Here is a 21,874-nt window from a genome sequence, read left to right on the forward strand (position 1 = left end):
TCCTCCCTGTTAAATGCTGTATATATAAACAGTAGTTTCAAGAAGGAGCCAGATCAAGATGGTACGGCCTATTGATTATCAGGATTAATACTTTGGTCCGTATTTTCAGCATCTTTTATCGCCAGCGCCTCCGCTGCCAGCCGCTTCTGGTTGTAGATGGAATTTTCCGGCATTTCCACACGAACAGAAACGAACTGATCGGCGGGAATGTCGATCGGGTCGCCGCTGGCATAGCCGTCACGTTCATTGCGTGCGAACTCCGGAGCGTCCGGGTAGGTTCGGTGGTAGGTTTTAACCGATATGGATCCGTCGGCATTCACCTCATAATCCAGCCAGACCAGCGCCTGGCCATTACGATCTTTAGGGATTTCAAACCCGCCATCGATACCGCCCCATGCCGCGTCGGAATTCAGGCCCAGGCAGCCCTCAACCAGATAGACCCCCACCGCCTGACGGGTTACGGTCACGCCCTCGGACTCATCATTAGTTTCTGATGACCCATCATTGCGTATTTTTACAACCGGTGAGGCGCGCTTTATGAATCCGTTCGTATCGACAATAGTGTTTCCGTCTGACCAGAAAACTCTCCAGCCGACCACTGTGCCGCTATTAATAGACCGCACGGATAGCCTGGCATCCATTCCTATTTGCAACTGTGTAGACGTTGTAGGTGATCTATACATGTGCAAAAGAGGAGCAAATGCGTCAAAAAAATTGGTGTTGGCCTGGCCGCTACCGCCATAGAAACCTGTTGCAGGAGCGAGATTTGCATTTGACAGAATATTTGAGTTCGTTGCGCCAAGTCCGAACGAGTTAACCTGTAACATTGCTCCTGAAGTTGTGTCTAGCAGCGAACTTTGTACATTCCGTGTCGATGCAGTGCCAAGCTCCATGTTATTTCTAGCCCCCGCCGCATCCGTTGCGCCGGTACCGCCCTGAGCGAGGGGCACCGCACCATTTGCAGATTTTTGCGCGACAGACTGCATGCCTGGCACTTTAACGGACACGCCGTTAATAGTGATCGTCACGATCCCTGTGCCATTCATCACGTCGGCGAACCCGCCCATGTATCGCTGATACATGCCGAACGTCTCGGCGATATCGAGCGCCAGTCCGTCTACGCTGAGCGAATCGCTGAGCAGAATTGAATAGCGGGTGCCAGCAGGAATGGCCGGGTTAACCGCGGGCGACACTGCCAGCTGCGTGGCGCTGGTAACGTCAGTGATCTGAAATGCCTGCGGCGGGCTGGTCAGAACAATGACGGTGCAACCATTACGGATCAGGCTGCCGGCCGCGGTGAAATTGGTGCCGGTACCGGTGAGGGTATTGCCGCTGCCGGCGATCGTGCCAGTGGTATAAATCATGTGTGCTCCGGACAATAAAAAACCCGCACGCGGCGGGTCTGTGTGGAATAAGGTTTGTTTCAGGCGAGCTAAACCAGCCCGAGCGCATAGGGGTAATACTGATCGTAGATGCTACAGTCGATGTAACCGACATAGCCGCGAATCGCCCAGGGTGTGACCGATGCGGCCTCCTGTGCCGTGATTATGCGACTGGAGAAAACGTTCGCTATCGCCGCCTGCCACGCTCCGTTTTTATAACCGGCTGCGGAGCAGCTGGTATTCAAATAACCACCGCTGGTAGGCGCTGATGGGTCGGCACGAACGAAGATCAGAGACGTAACGCCTGGCGTTACTGCCAGCGGTGTCGGTGAGGAAATATCCCCGGTCAAAAGTTTCATGTTGAGCGGCAGGCAGTTGCTGTGCCAGACCAGAACTCCGTCCCGGTAGACAAAGAAGCCCCAGTCGGGGATGTTGACCAGGTAGTTTGAGAACACATAAATACGGCACCCCGTCTGGGTAATACCCGAGGCATTAAACGAAAATGCGTGATAGCCTCCGGAATTAACCACCGAATAGACGGACGTTGATAACCGCCCGTCGGCGTTCGGCAGCCGGTGAAACGTGACGATTTTCTGGCTGACCGGGATCCGGGTCTGAATCAACTGGCCCCCAGGCGGCACGTCTATAACGTCAACGAGACAGAAAGGCACAAAATCCGGGGCCAGCTTTACCGTCTTGTTCCCAGAGGTGTCATATGAATACAGCGACTGGCCGAAATAGCTGCTGTCGGTACCAGTATTTGGCGTAGCCAGCACGACCAGCCGGACCGGAGTCGCCACGCTCCATGAGACAATATTCCCGGACACGGTTACCTGATACGGGTTATTAGTCGGAAGCGCGGAAACTGCCGTCTCGATCATCAGGTTAGCCTGGTAGGTGCATCCGGCCGGGTAGGCCTTGCTACCAGAGCCGGAGATGTCGATGACATCCATCACATAGTTGACCGCCATCGAATTGATGGCATCAAAGCTGGTTCCAGCGATAAATGTCTGCATTACAGTCTTTGCCCCATAACCGCGGCCACGCGTCCGTACTGGTCATACGAAATGATCCGGTTATTGGTAATAACCAGCCTGCCCTGGCCCGCTACCCCGCCGTTTATCTCGATGGTACCGTTTTTATCAATCCTCCACCCCAGAGTGCCGACAACGTAGTTTGACGACTGGATGTACGCGCCAATTTTCGCATTGCCGATCGTACCGTCGCCGATAACAGTTTCACGGATAATTACCTGCCCGTTCTGGATGACGAACGGCAGCGTCACCGTACTACCTGCGGTAGTGGTAACGGCGAACCGGTCAGCCAGGAAGACGATCTGCGACTGCATTCCGCCGGGGCTGTTCTGAACGCCGATCCCCATACCCGCCGCGTAATATTGCCCGTTGCTGGCAACACCGACCTTGATGGAGTACATCGCGTTGATGTTGCCACTGAGGTCAGTAAGTGCCTGGGCGTTCTGGGTGATCGCCGCCGTCTGTCCGTTCAGGGTCACCGTCATCGAGTTGATTTTCTGCGCCGAGACTGACGAGAAGTCCGCCAGCGTTCTGGCAAGGTCAGTGACATTGGACGTGCCGCCACCAGCGCTGGAATCCAGCGTTTTCAGCGACTCACTAACCGCCTGGCTGGCATCCGCCATCACGTTGTCAACGCGCGCTATACCGGCTTTGTTATCGCCATACTGAACGCTCAGGCGCTGCTGCAGGTTGACGTTCGCCAGGGTGCTCTCTATCAGGGCGACCGCCGTACTCCGTACGCCGCCGCTGGCAGCATCCGTTTTGCCGGTGATCTCCTCGAAACGTGAGGCGGTGGAGCTGTCCAGCGTCGTAACCACCTGGTCAAGCTCTGTGATCGCCGCGGTGTTCTGCGCGCTCTCCTCTGCTGCCGAATCGGCTTTATCAGATGCAGTTTTCGTGGCCGCCGTCAGCTGGTTAACCGCCGTCGCCCGCGCCTCCTCCTCGGTTGCCAGCGCCTGACGCACTTCAGTAATGCTCGCCGCGTTAGCCTCGGTTTCCGCATCCAGGCGGGTAACGTCGGTAACGCGCGCCTCCGTTTCAGTGGCGATCACCTCGCGAAGCTGCTCAAACTGAGCCGAGTTTGCACCCTGTTGAGCAGACTGCCGGAACGTCACCTCGGCGATGGCCAGCGCGTTCTGGATGATACCCTCGGCAGTCTCGCGGGTTGCGCCGACGGCCGCCGCCAGCTGATCGGCATTATCTGCAATAGATGCAGCCATGTCGGCGATGGTCTGGTTGCTGTTTACGGCGTTCTCAATCAGGTCTTTAAAGACCTCTGTATCCTTCATCTGCTCCAGGATATCAGCCGCGATTGCGCTCACATCGATGGAAGATGTGCCCATTACCCAGTCTGTCCAGTCTCCGGCATTGCCGATACGATCCACAAGGCGTGCGCGGTACCACTGCCGGACGCCAGAAGGCATTGGCCCATGCTGGTAGCTGGTTGACGGATAAGGGACGGTGGACAGCGCCAGCGGGTTCGCCTTGTCGTCAGTGGTGGCACGCTGAATCTCGGTATAAGCCGTGTCGCCGGCACCATCAGGGAACGCCCAGGTAACGTTAATGTTCCAGACCACATCGTCGCTCGCCAGCAGGTTCTGCGGCGTGCCGGGCTTGCCCGTCTTCCCTGTCAGGTAGGTCGTGTCAGCGTAGCCCCATGGCGAACTGGACTCCTGAGCGTTCAGCGCACGAACCCGCACATCGTAGCTCCCGGTGTAGATACCCTGCACCGCAAATCCCTGGGCGCTGGTCACCGGAACGTTAACCCAGTCGCCGTTATCCTTGCGCCACTGGGCCTGGTACCGGATCGCACCTTCAACACGGTCCCAGGACACATTCATGGTGGCGACCGTCAGCCCCTGCTCTATGTGATCGGTTTCTGTGATGACAATATTTTGGGGCGCAGGAATGACGCTGATAGGCGTTACTGTCACTGGCGCTGGCGTGATACGTACACCGTCATCGATATAGCGGTACTTATCCGGATCATGCTGAACCGCAGTGATGGTGAAGCCGCCATTGCTGTCGTCGTTCGCCCGGATAGAGGTGACGCGGAAATACTGGATAGCGAGATTATCGCTGTCGATAGCCCACACGGCACCTGGCTCCGGCGGCAGCCTGAAAGAGGTAGTGACTGTCACCGTCTGTTTGTCCGCGCTGACTGATGCGATCGTGCGAGTCTGCGCCTTGCCGTCGGGGAGATTAACCACCAGGCGGTCACCGGCGGAATAATCAACGGGGCGATCAAGCTCAACGCTGCGACCGCTTCCTGACCGGATACGCCCGCCGTTTTGCTTGCCTGCGCGGAACGGATCCGCGATACCGATAATCTCCGCTGGCAGCGGAATGTAACCGTCCAGCCCCACACCAAAGGACACCGTTCCGTCACGCGCGTTGGACAGCAGCGCCCAGCGGCCCCGGCGGTGCGCCTCACTCTGGGAGGTGCAGCCGATCGCCGTCATCGTCATCTGGTTAACGCCGTAACGCTGAACCAGTTCGGAGTCGTAAACCTGTTCTACAGTGTCGGTGAAATGATTCTGCGGATCGGACCACGACACCAGCGCAGACGAATAGCGGTTTTTGTAGCTGCCGCCACCATAGGTAAATAACCCGTCGATGACGTTCGAGGCATGGTAGGTAAAATCAACGTCATCCTGCGGCACGTCGGCGCGCACGTATATCTGATCGTTGCCCCAGAAGGTAATGCCACGAAACACAGCGGCAAGGTCGCTGAGAACGGTATACGCGTCCTGCTGGCTCTGGATGCACACGTTACAGGTAAAGCGCGGCTCGGTACCACCAGCACCATCAGAGACCATATCGTCGCAGTACTGTGCAATGGCGTACAGCTCCCACTTATCGATCATTCCTGCATCGACGCGGGTGCCCATGCCGTAAATTTCATCCAGCACCAGGTCGTAAAATATCCACGCCGGGTTGTTGGTATAGGCCATTTTGAAGCCACCCGACCAGGTGCCGCTGTAGGTGCGTGTCTCCGGGTCGTAGGAGTCAGGCACGCGAACCAGCTTGCCTTTTGGCCGACAGGTAACCTTTGGTGCGCCGGCGGTAAACTGGCTGGCATCGACCTCTATATAGAGCAGCGCCGTGTTGGGGTAGCGCAATTTGCTGTCGATTACCTCTGCGAAAGAAAACACCTTAAAGGCATTGACCAGTTTTGCATTACCGACGGAATCCGGGGTAATACGGCGCACGCGCACGGCCCAGCTGGTTGTGGCCGCAGGCAAATCTATGCGGTGATCGCGCTGGTATTCGCTGGTCGTCTTCCCGTCAAATTTACCGTTAACCACCGTCTGCCAGGCTGCGCCATCAGTGGAGAGATCGATAGCGTACTCGGTGACTGTGCCAACCATGTCGTTGTTGTCTTTATAGGTGTACTGCACAGGCAGGCTGAGCTTGATACGCACGGCATCCAGCGTCAGGTTAGTGAACTGGCGAGTCCAGGGCGCGGTGGTGGTTACCGTCACACCTGCTGAAAGCTCGTTACTGGTATCCGGAAGACCCTGAATGTATGTCTGGTCCTGCGTTCCCGGGCGAAAATCCCACTTCACGCCGGTGAAGTTGAAACTGCCGTCATCGTTGGCCAGCGGCGTGTCGTTGAGGAAAATTTTCTGCGCGGTCAGATCACCCTGGATTTCACCCTCCGCGATGGCCACCAGCATTTTTAGTGTTGCCGTCGACAGCAGGTCGTCCGGAGCCTCAACAGGGGTGTGCGGTTTGCTTCCTCCGCCTTTACGTCCCTGAATAATGGTCTCACCTTCGAGAAGTCGCATATTTCACCCATAAAAAAAGCCACCCTGAGGTGGCCTGGAGTTGGTCATATTTTACTGCTGGTCGCTGGAGAAGATCCCTGCGTTGATTATCGGACCGCCTATTTCAGGTTCGCCGTAATCCAGGGGGACCGGATAACCCATCGCCACGGTGTTCACCGGCGCGCCAAAGGCATAGTTGGGCTTGTTGTCCGCGCTGGACGACGCACCAACGTTATATTTTGGCTGCGGGGTCAGCAGCTGCACCACGCCGCCCAGCATCATCGACAGGCCCAGGCCGGTGAGCGCCGTTGTTGTAGCGGTTGCAGCAGCTGTGCTCAGGCCTATCGCCGTCAGCGATGCGCCCGCGGTAAAATATGCGGCCACGAGAGCCACCGCCCCGATAACGACCTGTAGTACACCGGCTCTTTTCGATCCTTCAACAATGGCTGAAATCCGGTACACCTCGCTACCGCGGGTCATGTCGAACTCTTCGAGACCGATATTATTTTTGCCATTGAAGAAGGCGAAGCGGATCCCCGTCATATGCCCCTCTGACATGTAGCGTTTAAAGCCGGGGACCTGGCTACACATGGCGCGCAGCATCTCTCGCAAATCGTCAACGTGAAACTGATGCTCACGCCCGAATTTCTTCGCCATGCGGCCTTCAAGAATCAGTGTTTTCAGCATTCATCAGTTCCTTATGCCTGACTACGCGAACGGTGCGGTCACGGTAATATTTGCCATAGGGCACCCGGGCAGACAGACTGCCAAAGTTGTGGTGCAGCATGATATTTTCCTGGTGCTCATGGCGCCCGAGGTAGATAGCTGCGTGATTGGTCACCTGGGCTTGTACTCGCATCATGATCATATCGCCGGGCTGCATATCAGACGGGTCAATCTGGATGAATCCCTCGGCCTCCCAGTGATCGTCATAGCGGTTTTCGCCCTGCTCCCACCACTCGTACGGCACTGAGTAATCGCCCAGGGTGATGCCATGCTCTCGCTGATACCACTCGCGGATCAGAGACCAGCAATCGGCAAAGCCGAGTACCCAGCGCCGCCCGGCATAATCCCGGTCTTCACGTGGCGCCAGAGTACAAAAGTCCCCGTCCGGCCAGCTCATAATGCCCCACTCAACGCCAGACCAGTCACACTGCACACGGTCCATTTCTGATGGCACGAGCTGGACCACATCCGGATGGGAGTGGATGACCATAATGATCTCACCCAGCTCCGACGCTGCGAGCGTGTCCTCGGGGGAAAGCGTGAAGGCTTCGTTGGGTGTCCCTGAAATATTGCGGCATGGTATGTACTGCTGCGCCCGCCCGGCCTGCACCACGACTCCACAGGCCTCTTTCGGATACTCCGCCTCAACGTGGGCACGGATCGCATCCATCAGTTTTTTTCGCATGATTATTTTCCCTGAAGGTTTGCCGCCGGGAAGCCGCCAAACGACAGCGGGTTGCCAGCCCCGAAGCGCGCTTCGCAGTCCTGCAGCAGGCCGCTGCACACATCCAGCGAAGGATTATCGGTGGGGGTGCCGTCTTTGAGGAAATAGCGGTTGCCGTTGTAATCGCATCCGGTGCCGGTGCGGTACCAGCCCCGCATGCACCAGGTGCAGACGGGGGTGATTTGCCGGGTGGGCAGCTGCAGGTTCTGGATGTCAAACGGTGAGCACAGCTCAAAGTCGATTTGTACCCTCGTTTCGGCGGTTTTGGCGTTAACGTAAAAAAGCTGCACGCGTTCGTCGGCCGGGCTGGCGTTCGGGTTGCCGGCTGTCCAGTTGGCCGCGTCCAGGTATTTCGCCATTGTGGTGTGGATCTTCACCTTCGCCTTGACCATGTCATCGTACTCCAGGCACAGCGCGGTAACGTAGTTTCCAACGTTGGACACGGAAAGCGTGGGGGTGGGCTGCGCCCCGGTACTGGACAGCTCCAGCCCTTTCAGCTCATACGGGTAAGGGTCATACTGCTGTCCCTGCCAGATAATGGCTGGCAGGTTATCAGCAGCGAACGCAGCCCAGCCCGGGGCTGCAATATTGTGCGCGTGAAATCGGAGTATGGTATCCATGCCAAAGGCGGTACCGTCGATCTCGATGAGCTGTATTAGCTCCCCCGGCTCGAGTTTCTGTACGTCATTCGTAAAGCTCATATTCAGTCCATAAAAAAGGCCGCATAAGCGGCCGGATGAATGCGGGTTTTCTAAGGCGCAAAGGACTGCTCGAAAACAAATGATATTTCGACAAAGCCCCCCATAGGAAATGCGGGGCTTACTGAGTCAGCCTTTATCCGGTAAAGCTTTTTCTCGCCCCACGGATTAACCCACCAGAACGATCTTGTTACGTGGCTTAGAAGAAAATCACGCAGCACCTTCATTGCCTCTACTTTGCCGTTACACGTCAGGTTCCATGTTTCTGCCTCAGCGTTGATCCCGGCGCCAGCCACCTGCTTATATCCATCCCCGAACTGCGCCTGAAGCGTGGCCACAGTATTTGACCCACTACTCCCGACACGGACGCACCAGGTAAAAGTGTCGATTGCCATATTGCTCCTTAACGGCGATAGAGGATGCCGCCCGGAGATATTTCTTTCTTCAGGCGATCGGTGAGGGTTTGCTGAACAATACCTTCGAGCTGGAGTGCTGTGCTGGCGGTATTGGCGTTACTGATTTCACCCGCAGAACCATCCTGGGTGATGCTGACCGGGGAGTGAACAGTGATGGCTGTATTGCCATTACCAGTAGCAGTATTAACGCCTGAAGATACGGCTCGCACACCGAGAGACCCATCCGCGGCCCGGGTCAGCGGCATGATTGCCTCCGGCCCGGCCTCGCCCATGACGCCCGCCCCTTTAGCAAATGCAAAGAATGTCGGCGTATCGACAATGCTGTTGCTAAAGGCGCTAAGCGAGGGTGAGTCGTAAACTCCGCCTTTGGCGTTGAAGGTGAGTGCACCTGCAGCTGCGGAATATGCACCAGACGGCGTTGCGCCAGCTGCTGCACCTCCGCCCACTGCCCCCGCCACGCTGCCTACAATAGAGCCCAAAATCCCAGAGGAAGAACTACCCAGCGCGCTGACAGCAGCCATCTGCAGACTGACTTTTGCGATCATCTCAAGCGCAGATAGTCCCCACTCTTTCCAGTCCGCCTTTCCACGCACAAGCATAGAAGCGACGTTATCCAGAGCGCTGTTCATGGTCGAGGTAATGCCCTGCGAAACCGTGCCCGCGATATTGCTGACACTATCCATCCAGTCAGCAAGACCAGCGCTTACACCGGCCCGCCAGTCCAGTTCGCTGGCTTTAGCCTGTTGGTATTTTTTATCAAGTGCATCCAGCGCCGAAGCGCGGGCGGCAACAGCCTCTGCGCCTTTATCCGTTTTATCAAAGACCCGCTCTACTTCCTGTCGTTCACGGTACTGATCCTGATCACGACTCCCCATCCCTGACGTGGCGACATTCAGGTTTGTTTCATCCTGATATCGGCGCGCGGCGTCTTTGAGATCCTTAAGCGCGTCGGTCATCTCACGCTGTTTGCGAACTGCCTCGTCAGCTTTTTGCGACCACTGGGCCAGCGCCACAGCCCCGGCCTCTATGGATTTACGCTGCTCTTCGCTCCATTTAGTTCCGTTCTCATGCGATGCGGCAAATAATTCAGCAGCCTGCTCGCCCTGTGTAGCGCGAACCTTTTGCACTTCGGTAGCGATACTCAGGTCTGCCATTTTTCGGCTGTACTGCTCGGCTGTTTGCGCTGCTTCACGAGCGGCCTTTCCTGCGTCGCGTGTAGCATCAGCCTGAGATTTTTGGGCGGCAGCAACCCGCTGCGCATTGTTGTAGTCGTCCTCGGCCGCCTTTGTATAGTCGGCAGCATACTTTGAGTTTTCAGGACCTGTACGGCCCATTTTTTCGAGTTCAAATTGCGCTTGCTTACGAGCCCTAGCAAGACCGGTTAATCCGGCAAGCTCTGCCTGCTGTTGCTTTTGAATAAGGCTTTGCTGATCTTGGGTTGATACTGGAGCCTGTGGAATGGCAAACGGGACATTAACCAGAGCGTTTCTTGATGAGAGAAGCTGATTACCAAGTGAAAGCAATCTGTTTAGCTCAGAATGCTGGCCATTCATCATCAGCAAAGAGTAATAAGCTTGGTTTTGCTTCCATGCCTGCTCGCGGAGCTGGTCAGTCCTGCGACGCTCGATTTCTGCCAGAGCCTGCTGAATAATGCGTGCCTGCTCCCGGAGTTGATTGAGCTTGTCTTCCTCGACAGCTAAATCACCTGTAACAATGGAAATGGCGCGCACTATATTAAGATCGTTTTCTCCAGTGATGCCGGGTTTACCCCTCGCAGCATTGAGATCATCAATTTGACCTTTTAAGGTCTCAACTTTCCCCTGCTGTTCGGTGACAAGCCTATTTTGCTCGGCCAGCGCTTCAATGGTTTTCTTGCGATTATCGTCTGTGTCAGGAAGCGACATCTTAGATGTCTTTTCGCGGATCTCATCTATCTGGCTGGCATATTCCTGCGCTGACTGGCGGGCCTGCTCCTGATTCTGGTACATGGCATACCATGCACCTGCACCAAGCATCACCAGACCTGGGACGCCCCCGATCAATCCCATTGCTCCGCCCAAAAGACGCGAACCAACTGATGTAACACTGTTCAGGTTGTTCTGTGCTGCGATCCTGCCTGAAAGGTTGCGGGTAAGCGCCGCCTGCGCTGATGCCAGTCTTGTTTCAGCGACTGTCTGAGCATCAGCGTTTTTAGCCGCTGCAAGACCGGATTGTGCTCGCTCAAGAGCGGCGCGCGCCCTGACTTTTTCTGTCGCTGTACCGCTGGTTAACGCAGTACTCAAACGCGTTTGAGCTGCTGTAACCTTCGCCTCTGCGGCGGCAACCTTTTCTCGCTGAGCCGCCTGCACATCAGCACTGCGGGCTGTCTGAACGGCCTGTTGTGCCCTATATACCTCAGCTCTTGAAGCAGCCACTGCCGACTGGGCTGCTTTTTCCTGCGCGACGGCAAGAGCGACTTCTGCTTTAGCGGCGGAAAGCAAAGAGGCTGTGGCCCCCGAGGCGCTGCTGACGACCCCCCCGAGATACTTCGCCAGTCCAACTCCAACCAGCGCACCAGCAACTGTTGTAATGGTGGACATGTTATTAGCGACGTCGTTCAGAGCGCCGCTCACTGCTGAGGATGTAAGGGAATCCAGTGTTCCGGCGACACCATCAAGCCCTCCAGATAAAGCAGAAGTAGCACCTGTCGCCTGGTTGATGCCACCAACCCATGCCATAAAGGAGTTGGTTACTTTTTGCAGTGATCCGGAAACAGTCTGCGGCATGGAGCTAAACTCCCCCCGCAAATTATCGAGCTGGCTTATCATAGCTGGCACGACTTTATCAATCGTCAGCTGACCCTGATCCGCCATAGCTTTAAGGTCTTTTCGAGCGACACCCATTCCAGCAGCCAGAGCCCTGATAACGCGATCGCCGGACTCGTTAACGGCATTAAACTCTTCGCCACGAAGAACGCCCTGGGCCAGCGCCTGGCTAAACTGCGTAATAACAGACCCAGACTCTTCAGCGCTAGCGCCAGATATTTTCAGCCCGGTAGAAACCGCTTCGGTTATTTTAAGCACATCCGAAGAGTCATAACCAAACTCCCGCATAGAAGCGGCTGCACGTGAGAAAAGATTAGCATTATCAGAAAACGCAGTGCCTGTTCGCTGGCTAATCTGCATGAGCTGTATCTGAGAACTGGTAAAGTCGTCAGTGGTGCTGGACGCTTGTTTTAACCGGGCATTTACAGAAGTCCATTCGTCAGCGATCTGGACTAGCTTGCCAGTTGCAAAGGCTGCTGAAGCCGCTGCGGCAGCCCGGCCTGCGCTTGCAAAACCACTTGTAAGATCGGACAGTGCTTTCTCGCTCTCACGCGCAGCAGCTGCAGCTTGCCGGCCACCATTTTGCATGGTGCGATAATAATCCTGACCCATACGAGAAGCGCGGGAAATTTCAGTTTGAAATGACTGGGAGTTCGCAGAAATTTTGATAATAAGTTCACGCAAGGTAGCCAATGATTAGCCTCCACAAATAAAAAAGCCCCGCAGTGCGGGGCTTTTCAGTAACATAAATTTATTTATCAAACTCTTTATTGCCAGTTGAAAGTAAATATGCGGATTTTATATATGGTAGCCTCATAACTATTGAATCTTCATCAATAGTCGCTCCTAGAGCAATAGTTCTGCACATAAGACTTACATACCCTTGCTTCCTTATGCACATCCCATCCGGGCTTTCAAAAAATGGCATATCTCCTTTTTTCCATATTAATAAAGTTGTACCTTCTGGCACAGCCCCAATTGGTTGGACAGAGAATACCGTCATTGAATTGATGATGAATCCTCCAACCGCCAGTACTAAAATAAATATCAAAAATATATATTTTTTCATGCTAAATCTTCCAGTTACAGGCAGCGGATATCTTTTTAGCGATATTATCAATTCCTGCAAGATCGAACTCAACTATTTGCATGGTTGAACCATAGGGTTCAAACCCAATGACTAGCTTTTTATGCTTCGATAATTCTTTTATAAAAAGCACCGCATTGGGAGCGAAGGCTGAATCACCTCCCTCACCCGGAGTCCACGTAATTTTCTGCGGTTTACCCCCATCATATCTGATGGTCACTCGTGGTGAGTCAACTCCAAGATAATCAGTTACGGACAGGTAGGCATCCGTAGAGTTTTCATTGCACCTTAAAACAAGAGAAGTGCTACGTTCAGTACCTTGCTTCACATAGATATCTTTCGTGCTATTTATTGCTACAACGTCAGTGGAGTCTGTTAGTTTGTTAACTTTAGATTTATAGAACCATGAACCGTCATTCTGTAATTCATCAGATTCCGTGGCATTGGCTGCACCAATAAAGGTGCTCATCACTAAAAATAATACAGATAATTTTTTCATCACTTCATCCCCTAAGGTATCGTTCGGACTAATCCTAACAGGGATCATGCTTGCAACAAAATATGAAGATGGCATGTGACCTAGCATCACTATCCGGCAAGCGCCGCAAAAAACCCTTCCAACCCGTCATTGCTCTCTTCCTGTTCAGTGGCATTCCACTGGAGGATCACATCATCCATGCTGACCTTAGCGCCCTGAGAGTTAAGCACGGCAGCGGAAATCTGTGCCGCCTGAATATCGCCGCGCCGATCGCTGATGGGATTGATGCGGTCAAACTCTATCCACATGCGCAACTCCCTGGCCGTCAGGGTTTGCTTCAGTTCATCAAGCGTGCGCCCCAGACGGAGCGCCAGCGTCATCAGGAAGAACGTGCCGGGCTGGCTTACGGCTTTTCCACCTCGGCCGCCGAAGTAGTCAGGTCAAGCGCCTGCTTGAGAAGGCGGGAGTGTACCGGGCCATAGAACTGCTCGACCTGTGGCTTATCCTCTTCGCTGAAGACCTGCGTACCGTCTTCCTCCAGCAGCACATCAATAAAGAGCACCACATCAGCGCTCTTGTTACGCAGCGCGCGTTCGGCTGCTGTCAGCTCTTCTGGTTCGCCTTCTCCCTGCTTCGGGTTAAGCACCTGCTGCCATTCAAGCCAGGCCTGCGCTGACGGCTCACGCAGTTTTACCCTGGCGTTTTTCCACTCCGGAACGGTGATGGTTTTGGTACGGAAGCCTGCCATCGGCGCCAGCGCGAGCGAGCGAAGTGAACTCTGTGAAACCTTATTGGCCATTTCATTTTCTCGTTTGAAGTCAGAAAAAGCGGCTTTCGCCGCTGTTATTAGCCTGCAGAGGGTGCAGGGACGATCGGGACGGGCTTGCCTTTGATGCGCAGCGTAAACGATGCGGTCACCACCCCGGCGGTGCCTAGGCTCCAGCTGTTCTGGCGCACTTCAGCCAGAAACGCGTAACCGTTGCCGGACGGGAAGATCACCTGAAACGCATGCAGCGCGTCAGTGTCGTAAGCGGTGCGCAGCGTGTTCTGCCCCTCTTCTTCTGAGGACCAGTTTCCGGAAACTGTCATTTCACCCGGCGCGGCCAGGCCGTTCGTCATCTCCTGCTCGGTAGAGCAGAGCGTGGTAGTGTCGATATCTGACTTCTGGCCGCCGGTATAGCTCAGCTCTTTGGTCGAGCAGTTGATAGACTGCCAGGTAGCGCCAGTGGGATTGACGGTAGTTGCCGGATCGGCGGAAACGTTGATTTTCGTTCCCTGTGTTTTTTCGTACTTTGAGGACATGGTGATCTCCGGATATAAAAAAGCCGCCCGGAGGCGGCAGAGTTAATGTGATGATGATTTATTGCCAGATCTGAACTTCAAGCATGGCCCGGTAAAGTCCGGTGTCAGGCTCATAGTCATTGATCTCGTTCAGTCCAACAGGATGCAGATCGGCCAGAGCGGCTTTAACCTGATTACGCAGCGCCCGGGCGTCATCAATCGACGAGGCCCACGCATCAACCTGAACCGTGCTTGCTGTTTCTGCCGGTCCGCAGAAAGCATCCTCACTGGCTGAGGAAGGCAACAGGTAGATCACCCATGGTGCAGAGGTTCCCTGCGGCGCCACGTACGGAAAGACGTTGCCGCCTGCCAGCGCGCTGAGGCGTGGATAGATATCGGCTTCGGTCATTTCGCCAGTACCTCGTCGATAGCCTGATTCATTCGCGCCAGCGCTGCCTGCGTTGCTTCTTCCTGCCGGGTATCAAACGCCGGGCGGACAAAGGGATGCGCGGGCATATTCGATGTACCGAGCTCCACAAAACGCCAGTAAAACGCATTGCGCGGGTTGTCTGCCTTCATTGTGTTATCGCTGTTGCCAGTGTCCGGATTGACTCCCCGGATATGTACGCCGGAAGTGATTTCGCCGCGGCGACGTCCTTTCTGGGTCACCACCACCACGTTTTTTTTCATCTTGCCGGTTTTGACTGGCGCGAGATTCTCTACCTCTTCTTTCAGAACCTGAGCGCCCGCACGAGTGGCATCACGCAAAACCTTGTTATTTTCTGCCCGGCTTAGCGTTTCCAGATCCGTAGCGATATCGGCCAGGCCGGAGAAATCAAGACTCGTTGAGATCACTGCTTCACCCCCTTCTCACAAAGCAACTCCAGGCGGGTACCGTTCTCGGCAGAGATAGCCGACTTGATGTCGTATATCTCTCCATTTCCGGTTGGCGGCAGGTGAATGGCACGCCATCCCGTTGATACCTGAATGCCAGGGTAGCGACGCATCCAGATCCGTGTAGTGGTGCTGCTTATCTCAGCGCCGCCATCTATCAGCTCTCGCCCCGACACATCCGCCACCTCAGCGCGGACAGATGTCACATCCACCCAGCCAGTGGCAGGCTGCCCCGAAGGCAGGCGCCCCGACGCTGGCTTTTGTAACGTAACCCGGTGTCGTAGCCGTCCTGCTTTCATACGCCATATATCCGGTAAGGTTGAAGAAGTGCTTCAGTTGAGAACTCCAAAGCGGAAGTGCTGCTGCCAGTGCTGACCGTCTCACGATTGGCGTACCAGTGTGCGATAAGCATCAACATGGCCATTTCGATATCTGCGCCATAAAGCAACCGATCAGGGTCAGACAGATAACCTGGATCATCGGCAGTGTCATAAAGCCGCCGGCGGGTCCATGTTTCGACGTACCGCGCCGCAGCTTTGATACTGGTATCGATCCAGATATCGTCTTCCGTGAAATCCTGCTCAATGTTGCAGTGGCGCTTAACCTGCTCTTTGGTCAGCATGCCCGCTCCTTATTTGGCCTTGCCATTCCCTTTCGGCTTTTGCTCTTTATTAGGATCCAGCTTTTTCTCGCCAGGCTCCTGAGCGTAACCGCTGGCAAGAAGGTTGCGGCCGTGTTGCTCCAGCGTCTCAAACTCGGTGCCTTCAGTAAGCACGTTGCCTTCAAAGTAGATGGGCTTGATAGCGATCAGCTTCATGGCTGTCTCCTTTAAGGAAAAAGAAAAGCGGCCCGCAGGCCGCCGTTAAGGTTTACGCACCGCCGCCAGCAGCAGGCGCGGTGAAGGAACCGTAAATAAACGCTTCCGGACGTTTCACGGCCAGCGCCAGGCGCTCTTCGCAACGAATCGAGATCATGTTTTTCTCGAAGTCGTCGGCGTTCTCGGTGGAGATAACCACGTTGGCATCTTCACGATCGAACAGCTGCGCCGCGGCGTTAAACGCACCGGTCAGGAATTTGCCCTGGAATGCTGCGGCCTCAGTTGCCACAACCGGCAGGCCCCACAGGGTAGGACCGGTCAGCGCCGCAGGGTTCGCCAGAATGTAGCGGCCCAGCGTGTCTTTGGTGAGTTCAATCTTCGCCCAGTCAATGAAGTGCAGGACGTGGCCGGAAGCCGGGAAGCGTGCCAGCTGAGCCTGGAGCATCGCGAGACGGAGATCATCAATACCGTTCTGTTGCTCAACCGTAAAGGCAGCGTCGTAAGCAGACGCCTGCGGCACGATGCCTTTCAGGTGCGCGCCGGTACCATCGCCAAAGAGAATCTCCTGCTCTTCAACATATTTCAGGCCGTAACGCATCTCGGCGTCGATGGTTGACTGCAGCTGAGCGAAATCGTCCAGGATCTGCTTGGACGCTTTGAACATGTGCGCGATGGTGGTCACCGGGGTGATCTGCGTGGCGAACTGGATATCGCTGTACGGCTTGGCGGTACCTTCAGGCACAACCTTCGCCGCATTGGTGAAGCCAGTCTGCTGCACCCAGAAGATGGCCGGTGCAGAGGTGCGGCCCGGCGCAATCAGATCCCGGATGAAGAGGCGCTGCTTCGGCGCTGTATCAATACCCGGCAGGCGCTGCGGCTCAACCACACCGGTTGCCACGTCAGTGGAAATCAGCGCAGCATTCACCGGAACGCTGACGCGCTTCCCGCCTTCAACGCTTGCCGCGAAAGCTTTCAGCGCTTCGCTGCTGATAACGGTCTGACCTACGGTCTCGATCACCCTGACGGCATTCGCCAGCGGCATCTCGGCAACCTTCTGCTCAATTTCGCCTACTGAGGACTTAAGCATCTTCAGCGCATCGTTAAGGGAGTTATGTTCGGTCGCGATTTTATCGACCATCCCCTTTGTTTCTTCAGAAAGCTTGCCGGACGCTTTTGCTTCATCCAGAGCCTTCTCGGCTTGTTTGCTGAAGTTGCTCGAAACTTCTTCAAGTTTTGAAGAAACTTTCTTCAGTAAATCATTAACGTCAGACATATTTATTCCTTATTTGCCGAACGCGGCCAGCGCGTCTTCAAGTTGTTTAATGTTTTCAGGTTGGATGGTGTCGGTAGCGCCCGGCGTACCTTCAGGGTCGGCAGCAGCGCCAGGCTTGCTGCCGGATAAAGCTTTAAGAAGTTTTCGACGCTCTGAGCGCGGCGTATTGGTTTTCGCCAACAGCGCATCGAGTTTGCGGAGCGCCGCCGCCGGGCTGTCGTCGTCGTCAGCTATCTCATCAGCTGAGAGGAGACTGTCAGCAAAGCCCTTAGCCACTGCATCACTGCCGCCGATATAGGTTTCGCCATCCATCATCTTGTCGACGGTGTCGGCATCAAGGCCGCTGCGAGCCTGGTAGATATCGCTCATCGCTTTATCAAACGGCTTCATGTCAGCGGCGATCTGCGCCAGGTCGTGGCGGTTGCCCATCGCATAGACCCAGCAGTTGTGGATCATCAGGAACGCACCGCGCCCGATCTGCACGTCGTCACCGGCCATTGCGATGACCGAGGCGGCAGACGCTGCCAGGCCGAGAACCTTAACGGTTACCCGGCCTTCGTACTCGCGCAGCAGGTTGTAAATCGCCAGACCTTCGAACATGTCGCCGCCCGGGCTGTTGATGTTAACCGTCACGTCAGCGCCACCGAGCGAACGCAGCGCGCCAGCTATGCGGCTGGCCGTCACGCCCTCCCCCCAGTAATCAGCGCCGATCACGTCGAAGATGGAAATGCTGTTGTCACCTTCGCGGGCGGCGCGGATGCCACCGTTCCAGCGTTCCATTGCCGCAGCCGGCAGATCAGGTTTTTCGCGCGCAAAAGGTCGCCCCTCCGGCGCAGCCGGAAGGCTTTTAATCGTCATGGATGCTCCTAAGCCGCTTTTTTCAGCGGTGACTGTTCGAAGGGAATATCGGGGAATACGTGGTTATGAACCTGCCGCAGTGCGAATGCCTGCGCGGCCTGGCTGTTCTGTTTCAAATCTTCGAGTGGCGTCAGGTTGAGCTGCACCGTGTAAATATCGCCGCCTTCGATAGGAGGCATATTCTCCAGGCGGCGCACGTCGTTGCGGGACATCCAGCCGTTCTGCAGCGCACTGGTGTAATACGCCGCCCGGCCAGCACTGTCTGCGCGCAACAGCCCTTCTACCGAGAACTCGGCAAAGAGATCCTCTTCACCGTTCAACAGGCAGCGGGAGATCTCCTGCTCAATGTTCACCAGCAGCGGGCGCAGTGTATGCGTCAGGAACTGGAGGTTCATTCCCTCGAGGCTCGACGCCCAACTGCTTTGCTTTGACGTGTGCCCGACCATAAACGGCGGCACGCGGAACCAGCGGCAGATTTCCTCGATACTGAACGATCGCGACTCCAGCATCTGCGCCGCCTCGGGGTTCATGGTAACGTTCTGGTATTTCAGTCCGCCCTCAAGCACCATAATTTTCCCGGCGTTTTTAGAGCCAGTAAACGCCTGCATATACTGCCGAAGGCGTTCTCTCTGATCTTTATCAAGTGCTGCGTCAGCAGAGAGAAACCCTGAGCTTTGCAGGCCGTTCTCGAAAATCTTGGCTGCTGACTCTTCGACTGCCATCGCCGCGCCGATCACGTCACGCCCTGTCATCATCGGCATCATGCCGCAGACACCATCGAGACCGAACCCGCGAATATGCATCAGGTTCTTTTCCTGGATAACACGTTTTTTGCCGTCTTCAGTATATGTGTACTCAAGCCGGCCAGTGTCCAGCCGCTTCACTACCATGTTCTGGGGTAGCAGCGGCACCAGCGATACCAGCTTGCTGCCGATAAAGAGCTTTTCGACGAAGGCGTTGCCACGTAAACAGATGCTTGCCACCACCATAAGCATGAATCGGGATGGCGTCATTTCGAGGTTGGGGCGACGGCACAGCACCTGGTAAACAGGATGATCCTGCGCCAGCTTGCGCGAGCCGTTAGCCTGCCGGGTGTAGATCTTGACCGGCAATGTAGAAACCGACTCGCTCAGGAGCCGGACGCAGGACCAGACCGCCGAAAGCCGTATCGCTTTATCCGCTGTAACCACCTTGCCGCTGCTGCTCGTGCCGTACCACTCCTGCCAGAACGTCCCGGTAGTCAGGCTGATGGGCACGCCCAGCCAGTTGAGCAAGGCGCTTTTCACCTTGCCCGGCTGCTTATTTTTATTCATCAGAAACCTACCATGATGGGGTTTTCAAAGAAGCCGTTAAGATCCTGCCGCGTGTCTGGCAGCATGGCCCGGCCGATATCCATGATCAGGGCGGTGGCCCCGTCGATTTTATTCTCGCTGTGCTCCTTAATTGGTCGCACAACGTCATCGTTACCAGGCAGGTGCTTGCCCACCACGTTAGAAATACACCACGTCAGTATGGGGTGCCCGTCATGGTGGAAGCGCCCGGCCTCTATCGCCGCCTCAACCTCCTTCATCGGGTCCGACATATTGGTGTAGTTCTGGACGATGGTTATCGGGTTGAGCCCCTCATCGGCCAGATGGTGGGAAAGGTTCGTGGCTCCGTGGGGGTCAATGGCCGATTCCTCTACCGGGTTCTGCCGGTTGGCCGCCTTCGCTTCCTCCAGGATGACGCGGTAATCGATCTCTGCACCTTCGGTTACCTCCAGATGACCGGAGTTCACCCATTTCTGGAAGCGTTCAGCAGTACGCTGATGATCGGTGTCGGTGCTGTATACCGTGTCATAGGGCACCCAGAACTTGGGCGCTATACAGTAATAGTGCCGTTTGCCATCGATATCACGAGTAAAGATCCGCACCATGCTGTTCATGTCGAGCTTTCGCGCCAGGTCGAACGCAAGATAACAAGGCTGCCCCTCAAACTGCTCGAGCGTAAGCGTCTCATCCTCGCAGTTGCGCCAGCTGACCAGATTGAAGTAAGCCGCCCGGGCTGATACCCAGATATTCAGATGCTTGGTTTTAAAAACGTTGGCCTGGCGGGCGTTGTTCATGGCACGCTTCTGTTGGCTCAGCAGGAAATCGCTGTAGACCGACACCCCCATGTTAGGATTGGCCTTGCGCAGCACCGCCGGGTCGGTCCAGTCGTCACCCTCATCAACGGTGTAAATCACACCGAAGAGCTCATCATTAAGTACCGTGCCGTTCAGCATTTCGATAACTTCCCGGCGCTTGTCGTAGCACGGCCCCTCGATGTTGTAGCCCGCAGTAGTAATGGCCCACATCAGCGGCTGACGCCGGGCTCCCATACCTGTCAGCATGGTGGTGTAGAGCGCGTCGGTATCGTGTTCGTGGTATTCGTCCACAATGGCGCAGCTCGGAGAAGCGCCGTCGCCGGGGTTGCCGATCAGGGGTTCAAGGCGCGCGCCATCTTCCGGCCGGTTCATGTTGGAGGCATTCACCTCAACGCCAAAGGCATCACATAGCGCCGGGGTACGCTTACACATCAGACGCGCCGGGCGGAACACCTCCCACGCCTGCTTTTCCGTCGTGGCGCCGGAGTAAACCTCCGCGCCAAACTCGTCGTCACAGGTGAAACAGAAGAGCGCCACCCCGGCGGATATTGCTGACTTACCATTCTTACGGGGGATCTCGGTATAGACCTCACGGAAGCGACGCAACTTTGTCCCCTTCCGCACCCAGCCGAACGCCGAGCAGACGATAAACAGCTGCCAGGGCTCCAGGGTGATGGGCATGCGTTTGAAGGCCCATTCACCTTTGGTATGCGGCAGGAGCTGAATGAACTTAGCCGCCTTTTCCGCCAGGTCTTTATCGAACCGGTATAGAAACTTTTTCGTTTTCTCTTTCGCCAGATCATCAAGGTGCCGCTGGCACGCATCGATGACGTAGCGGCACGCCACAGTTTTTCCCCGGACGATGTCGCGGGCATACTGATTTGCGGCGTTCACGTTGGGGTAGGCTTTGCGTGTCATAGATTCTTAAAGGGGTTGTCCGACTGTTTTTTGTTCCCCCCAATCAGGCGCTGTCTGCTGCTGGGGTCCAGCCCGAGCATGCCTCCGAAGGAAGCCATCTGCCGCATTGCTTCATTCAGCACGGTCAGCGCCGGGTTCTTGATCACACCGCCCATTGCGCCGGTTACGGTGATTCCATTATTAGTAACGTCTACCTGCGCAGCGCGGGCGTTGGCATAGGCCACACAAAACATTTCGAGGTTGTGTAAATCCGTGGCGCACAAAACCTCCTGCGCGCACAGCTCTTTAGAGACCATTCTCCACATTGTCGCAGCGGATTCGCTGAGCCACTCCGGCGGGTCAACGCCGGTTATGGGTGTGAAGGAAGGCTCTTCTTTATTGAGGGCGCGCTTACCCGGATTACCTGCCAGCAACTTCCGGGCGGTCGGCTTGGCGCGGCGTCCGGATCGGCCCGTCGCTCCAGCCATAGACGCTCCAGTTAAATTTTATATTTCGCGGGTGTAAAAATCTGACTGAGGCGGCGGTCCCAGGCGGGCATAGCCCTGAACTCTGATCCCGCCCTCCCCTTTGATGAGAATGGGTATCATTA

23 protein-coding genes are annotated in these 21,874 nt (G+C 55.6%); all 23 read right to left on the reverse strand.

Annotated features, from left to right (window positions below; all coding sequences use genetic code 11):
* Positions 1 to 68 precede the first annotated feature (68 nt).
* The 23 genes from RTP97_RS05150 to RTP97_RS05260 all read right to left on the reverse strand — a co-directional run bounded on the left by RTP97_RS05150 (position 69) and on the right by RTP97_RS05260 (position 21,752).
* Positions 69 to 1,364 carry a phage tail protein gene (locus RTP97_RS05150; RefSeq protein ID WP_312411533.1) on the reverse strand — a complete coding sequence of 432 codons (1,296 nt, stop codon included), beginning with the start codon at positions 1,362 to 1,364 and terminating at the stop codon, positions 69 to 71.
* 68 nt (positions 1,365 to 1,432) lie between these two features.
* Entirely contained in the window at positions 1,433 to 2,398 is a 966-nt protein-coding gene (locus tag RTP97_RS05155) for a hypothetical protein (protein WP_312411536.1), read from the reverse strand.
* Positions 2,398 to 6,207: a phage tail protein gene (locus RTP97_RS05160; RefSeq protein ID WP_312411537.1), complete on the reverse strand. Its 3,810-nt coding sequence runs from the start codon at positions 6,205 to 6,207 to the stop codon at positions 2,398 to 2,400. The genes RTP97_RS05155 and RTP97_RS05160 overlap by 1 nt, the downstream gene beginning before the upstream one ends.
* 51 nt (positions 6,208 to 6,258) lie before the next feature.
* On the reverse strand, positions 6,259 to 6,873 hold the full coding sequence (locus tag RTP97_RS05165; protein ID WP_312411538.1) for a tail assembly protein: 615 nt from the start codon (positions 6,871 to 6,873) through the stop codon (positions 6,259 to 6,261).
* Positions 6,851 to 7,597: a C40 family peptidase gene (locus RTP97_RS05170; RefSeq protein ID WP_312411539.1), complete on the reverse strand. Its 747-nt coding sequence runs from the start codon at positions 7,595 to 7,597 to the stop codon at positions 6,851 to 6,853. Before RTP97_RS05170 ends, RTP97_RS05165 begins: the two co-directional genes overlap by 23 nt.
* A 2-nt stretch (positions 7,598 to 7,599) precedes the next feature.
* Positions 7,600 to 8,337 (reverse strand): phage minor tail protein L, encoded by a 738-nt coding sequence (locus RTP97_RS05175; protein ID WP_312411541.1) that lies wholly within the window; start codon positions 8,335 to 8,337, stop codon positions 7,600 to 7,602.
* A gap of 50 nt (positions 8,338 to 8,387) precedes the next feature.
* Positions 8,388 to 8,729, reverse strand: coding sequence for a phage tail protein (locus RTP97_RS05180; protein ID WP_312411543.1), 342 nt, complete (start codon positions 8,727 to 8,729; stop codon positions 8,388 to 8,390).
* Positions 8,730 to 8,737: 8 nt separating this feature from the next.
* Positions 8,738 to 12,247, reverse strand: a complete 3,510-nt coding sequence (locus tag RTP97_RS05185) for a phage tail tape measure protein (RefSeq protein WP_312411544.1) — start codon at positions 12,245 to 12,247, stop codon at positions 8,738 to 8,740.
* 58 nt (positions 12,248 to 12,305) lie between these two features.
* Positions 12,306 to 12,623, reverse strand: coding sequence for a hypothetical protein (locus tag RTP97_RS05190; protein WP_312411547.1), 318 nt, complete (start codon positions 12,621 to 12,623; stop codon positions 12,306 to 12,308).
* 1 nt (position 12,624) lies between these two features.
* Positions 12,625 to 13,140, reverse strand: a complete 516-nt coding sequence (locus tag RTP97_RS05195) for a type VI secretion system-associated protein TagO (RefSeq protein WP_312411550.1) — start codon at positions 13,138 to 13,140, stop codon at positions 12,625 to 12,627.
* A gap of 89 nt (positions 13,141 to 13,229) precedes the next feature.
* The gene (locus tag RTP97_RS05200) at positions 13,230 to 13,499 is read right to left on the reverse strand and encodes a DUF4035 domain-containing protein (protein WP_312411552.1); all 270 of its coding nucleotides are present in this window, start codon (positions 13,497 to 13,499) and stop codon (positions 13,230 to 13,232) included.
* Positions 13,500 to 13,522: 23 nt separating this feature from the next.
* On the reverse strand, positions 13,523 to 13,918 hold the full coding sequence (locus tag RTP97_RS05205) for a phage tail assembly chaperone (RefSeq protein ID WP_312411554.1): 396 nt from the start codon (positions 13,916 to 13,918) through the stop codon (positions 13,523 to 13,525).
* Between the two features lie 47 nt (positions 13,919 to 13,965).
* Positions 13,966 to 14,421 (reverse strand): phage tail tube protein, encoded by a 456-nt coding sequence (locus RTP97_RS05210; RefSeq protein WP_312411556.1) that lies wholly within the window; start codon positions 14,419 to 14,421, stop codon positions 13,966 to 13,968.
* A gap of 58 nt (positions 14,422 to 14,479) precedes the next feature.
* The gene (locus RTP97_RS05215) at positions 14,480 to 14,809 is read right to left on the reverse strand and encodes a DUF3168 domain-containing protein (protein WP_312411558.1); all 330 of its coding nucleotides are present in this window, start codon (positions 14,807 to 14,809) and stop codon (positions 14,480 to 14,482) included.
* Positions 14,806 to 15,255 carry an HK97-gp10 family putative phage morphogenesis protein gene (locus RTP97_RS05220; protein ID WP_312411561.1) on the reverse strand — a complete coding sequence of 150 codons (450 nt, stop codon included), beginning with the start codon at positions 15,253 to 15,255 and terminating at the stop codon, positions 14,806 to 14,808. Before RTP97_RS05220 ends, RTP97_RS05215 begins: the two co-directional genes overlap by 4 nt.
* Positions 15,252 to 15,593 (reverse strand): phage head closure protein, encoded by a 342-nt coding sequence (locus tag RTP97_RS05225; RefSeq protein ID WP_312411563.1) that lies wholly within the window; start codon positions 15,591 to 15,593, stop codon positions 15,252 to 15,254. Before RTP97_RS05225 ends, RTP97_RS05220 begins: the two co-directional genes overlap by 4 nt.
* The gene (locus RTP97_RS05230) at positions 15,590 to 15,916 is read right to left on the reverse strand and encodes a head-tail connector protein (RefSeq protein WP_312411565.1); all 327 of its coding nucleotides are present in this window, start codon (positions 15,914 to 15,916) and stop codon (positions 15,590 to 15,592) included. Before RTP97_RS05230 ends, RTP97_RS05225 begins: the two co-directional genes overlap by 4 nt.
* A gap of 9 nt (positions 15,917 to 15,925) precedes the next feature.
* On the reverse strand, positions 15,926 to 16,111 hold the full coding sequence (locus RTP97_RS05235; protein ID WP_312411566.1) for a hypothetical protein: 186 nt from the start codon (positions 16,109 to 16,111) through the stop codon (positions 15,926 to 15,928).
* Positions 16,112 to 16,163: 52 nt separating this feature from the next.
* A complete protein-coding gene (locus RTP97_RS05240; RefSeq protein ID WP_312411567.1) occupies positions 16,164 to 17,384 on the reverse strand; it encodes a phage major capsid protein in 1,221 nt (406 codons plus the stop codon).
* 9 nt (positions 17,385 to 17,393) lie between these two features.
* Entirely contained in the window at positions 17,394 to 18,242 is an 849-nt protein-coding gene (locus RTP97_RS05245; RefSeq protein WP_312411568.1) for a head maturation protease, ClpP-related, read from the reverse strand.
* An 8-nt stretch (positions 18,243 to 18,250) separates the two neighbouring features.
* A complete protein-coding gene (locus RTP97_RS05250) occupies positions 18,251 to 19,555 on the reverse strand; it encodes a phage portal protein (RefSeq protein WP_312411569.1) in 1,305 nt (434 codons plus the stop codon).
* Positions 19,555 to 21,285 carry a terminase large subunit gene (locus RTP97_RS05255; RefSeq protein WP_312411571.1) on the reverse strand — a complete coding sequence of 577 codons (1,731 nt, stop codon included), beginning with the start codon at positions 21,283 to 21,285 and terminating at the stop codon, positions 19,555 to 19,557. Before RTP97_RS05255 ends, RTP97_RS05250 begins: the two co-directional genes overlap by 1 nt.
* The gene (locus RTP97_RS05260) at positions 21,282 to 21,752 is read right to left on the reverse strand and encodes a phage terminase small subunit P27 family (RefSeq protein WP_312411572.1); all 471 of its coding nucleotides are present in this window, start codon (positions 21,750 to 21,752) and stop codon (positions 21,282 to 21,284) included. The genes RTP97_RS05255 and RTP97_RS05260 overlap by 4 nt, the downstream gene beginning before the upstream one ends.
* Positions 21,753 to 21,874: the final 122 nt, after the last annotated feature.

It is taken from the genome of Pseudescherichia sp. (genome assembly GCF_031998825.1).
Classification (GTDB): domain Bacteria; phylum Pseudomonadota; class Gammaproteobacteria; order Enterobacterales; family Enterobacteriaceae; genus Pseudescherichia.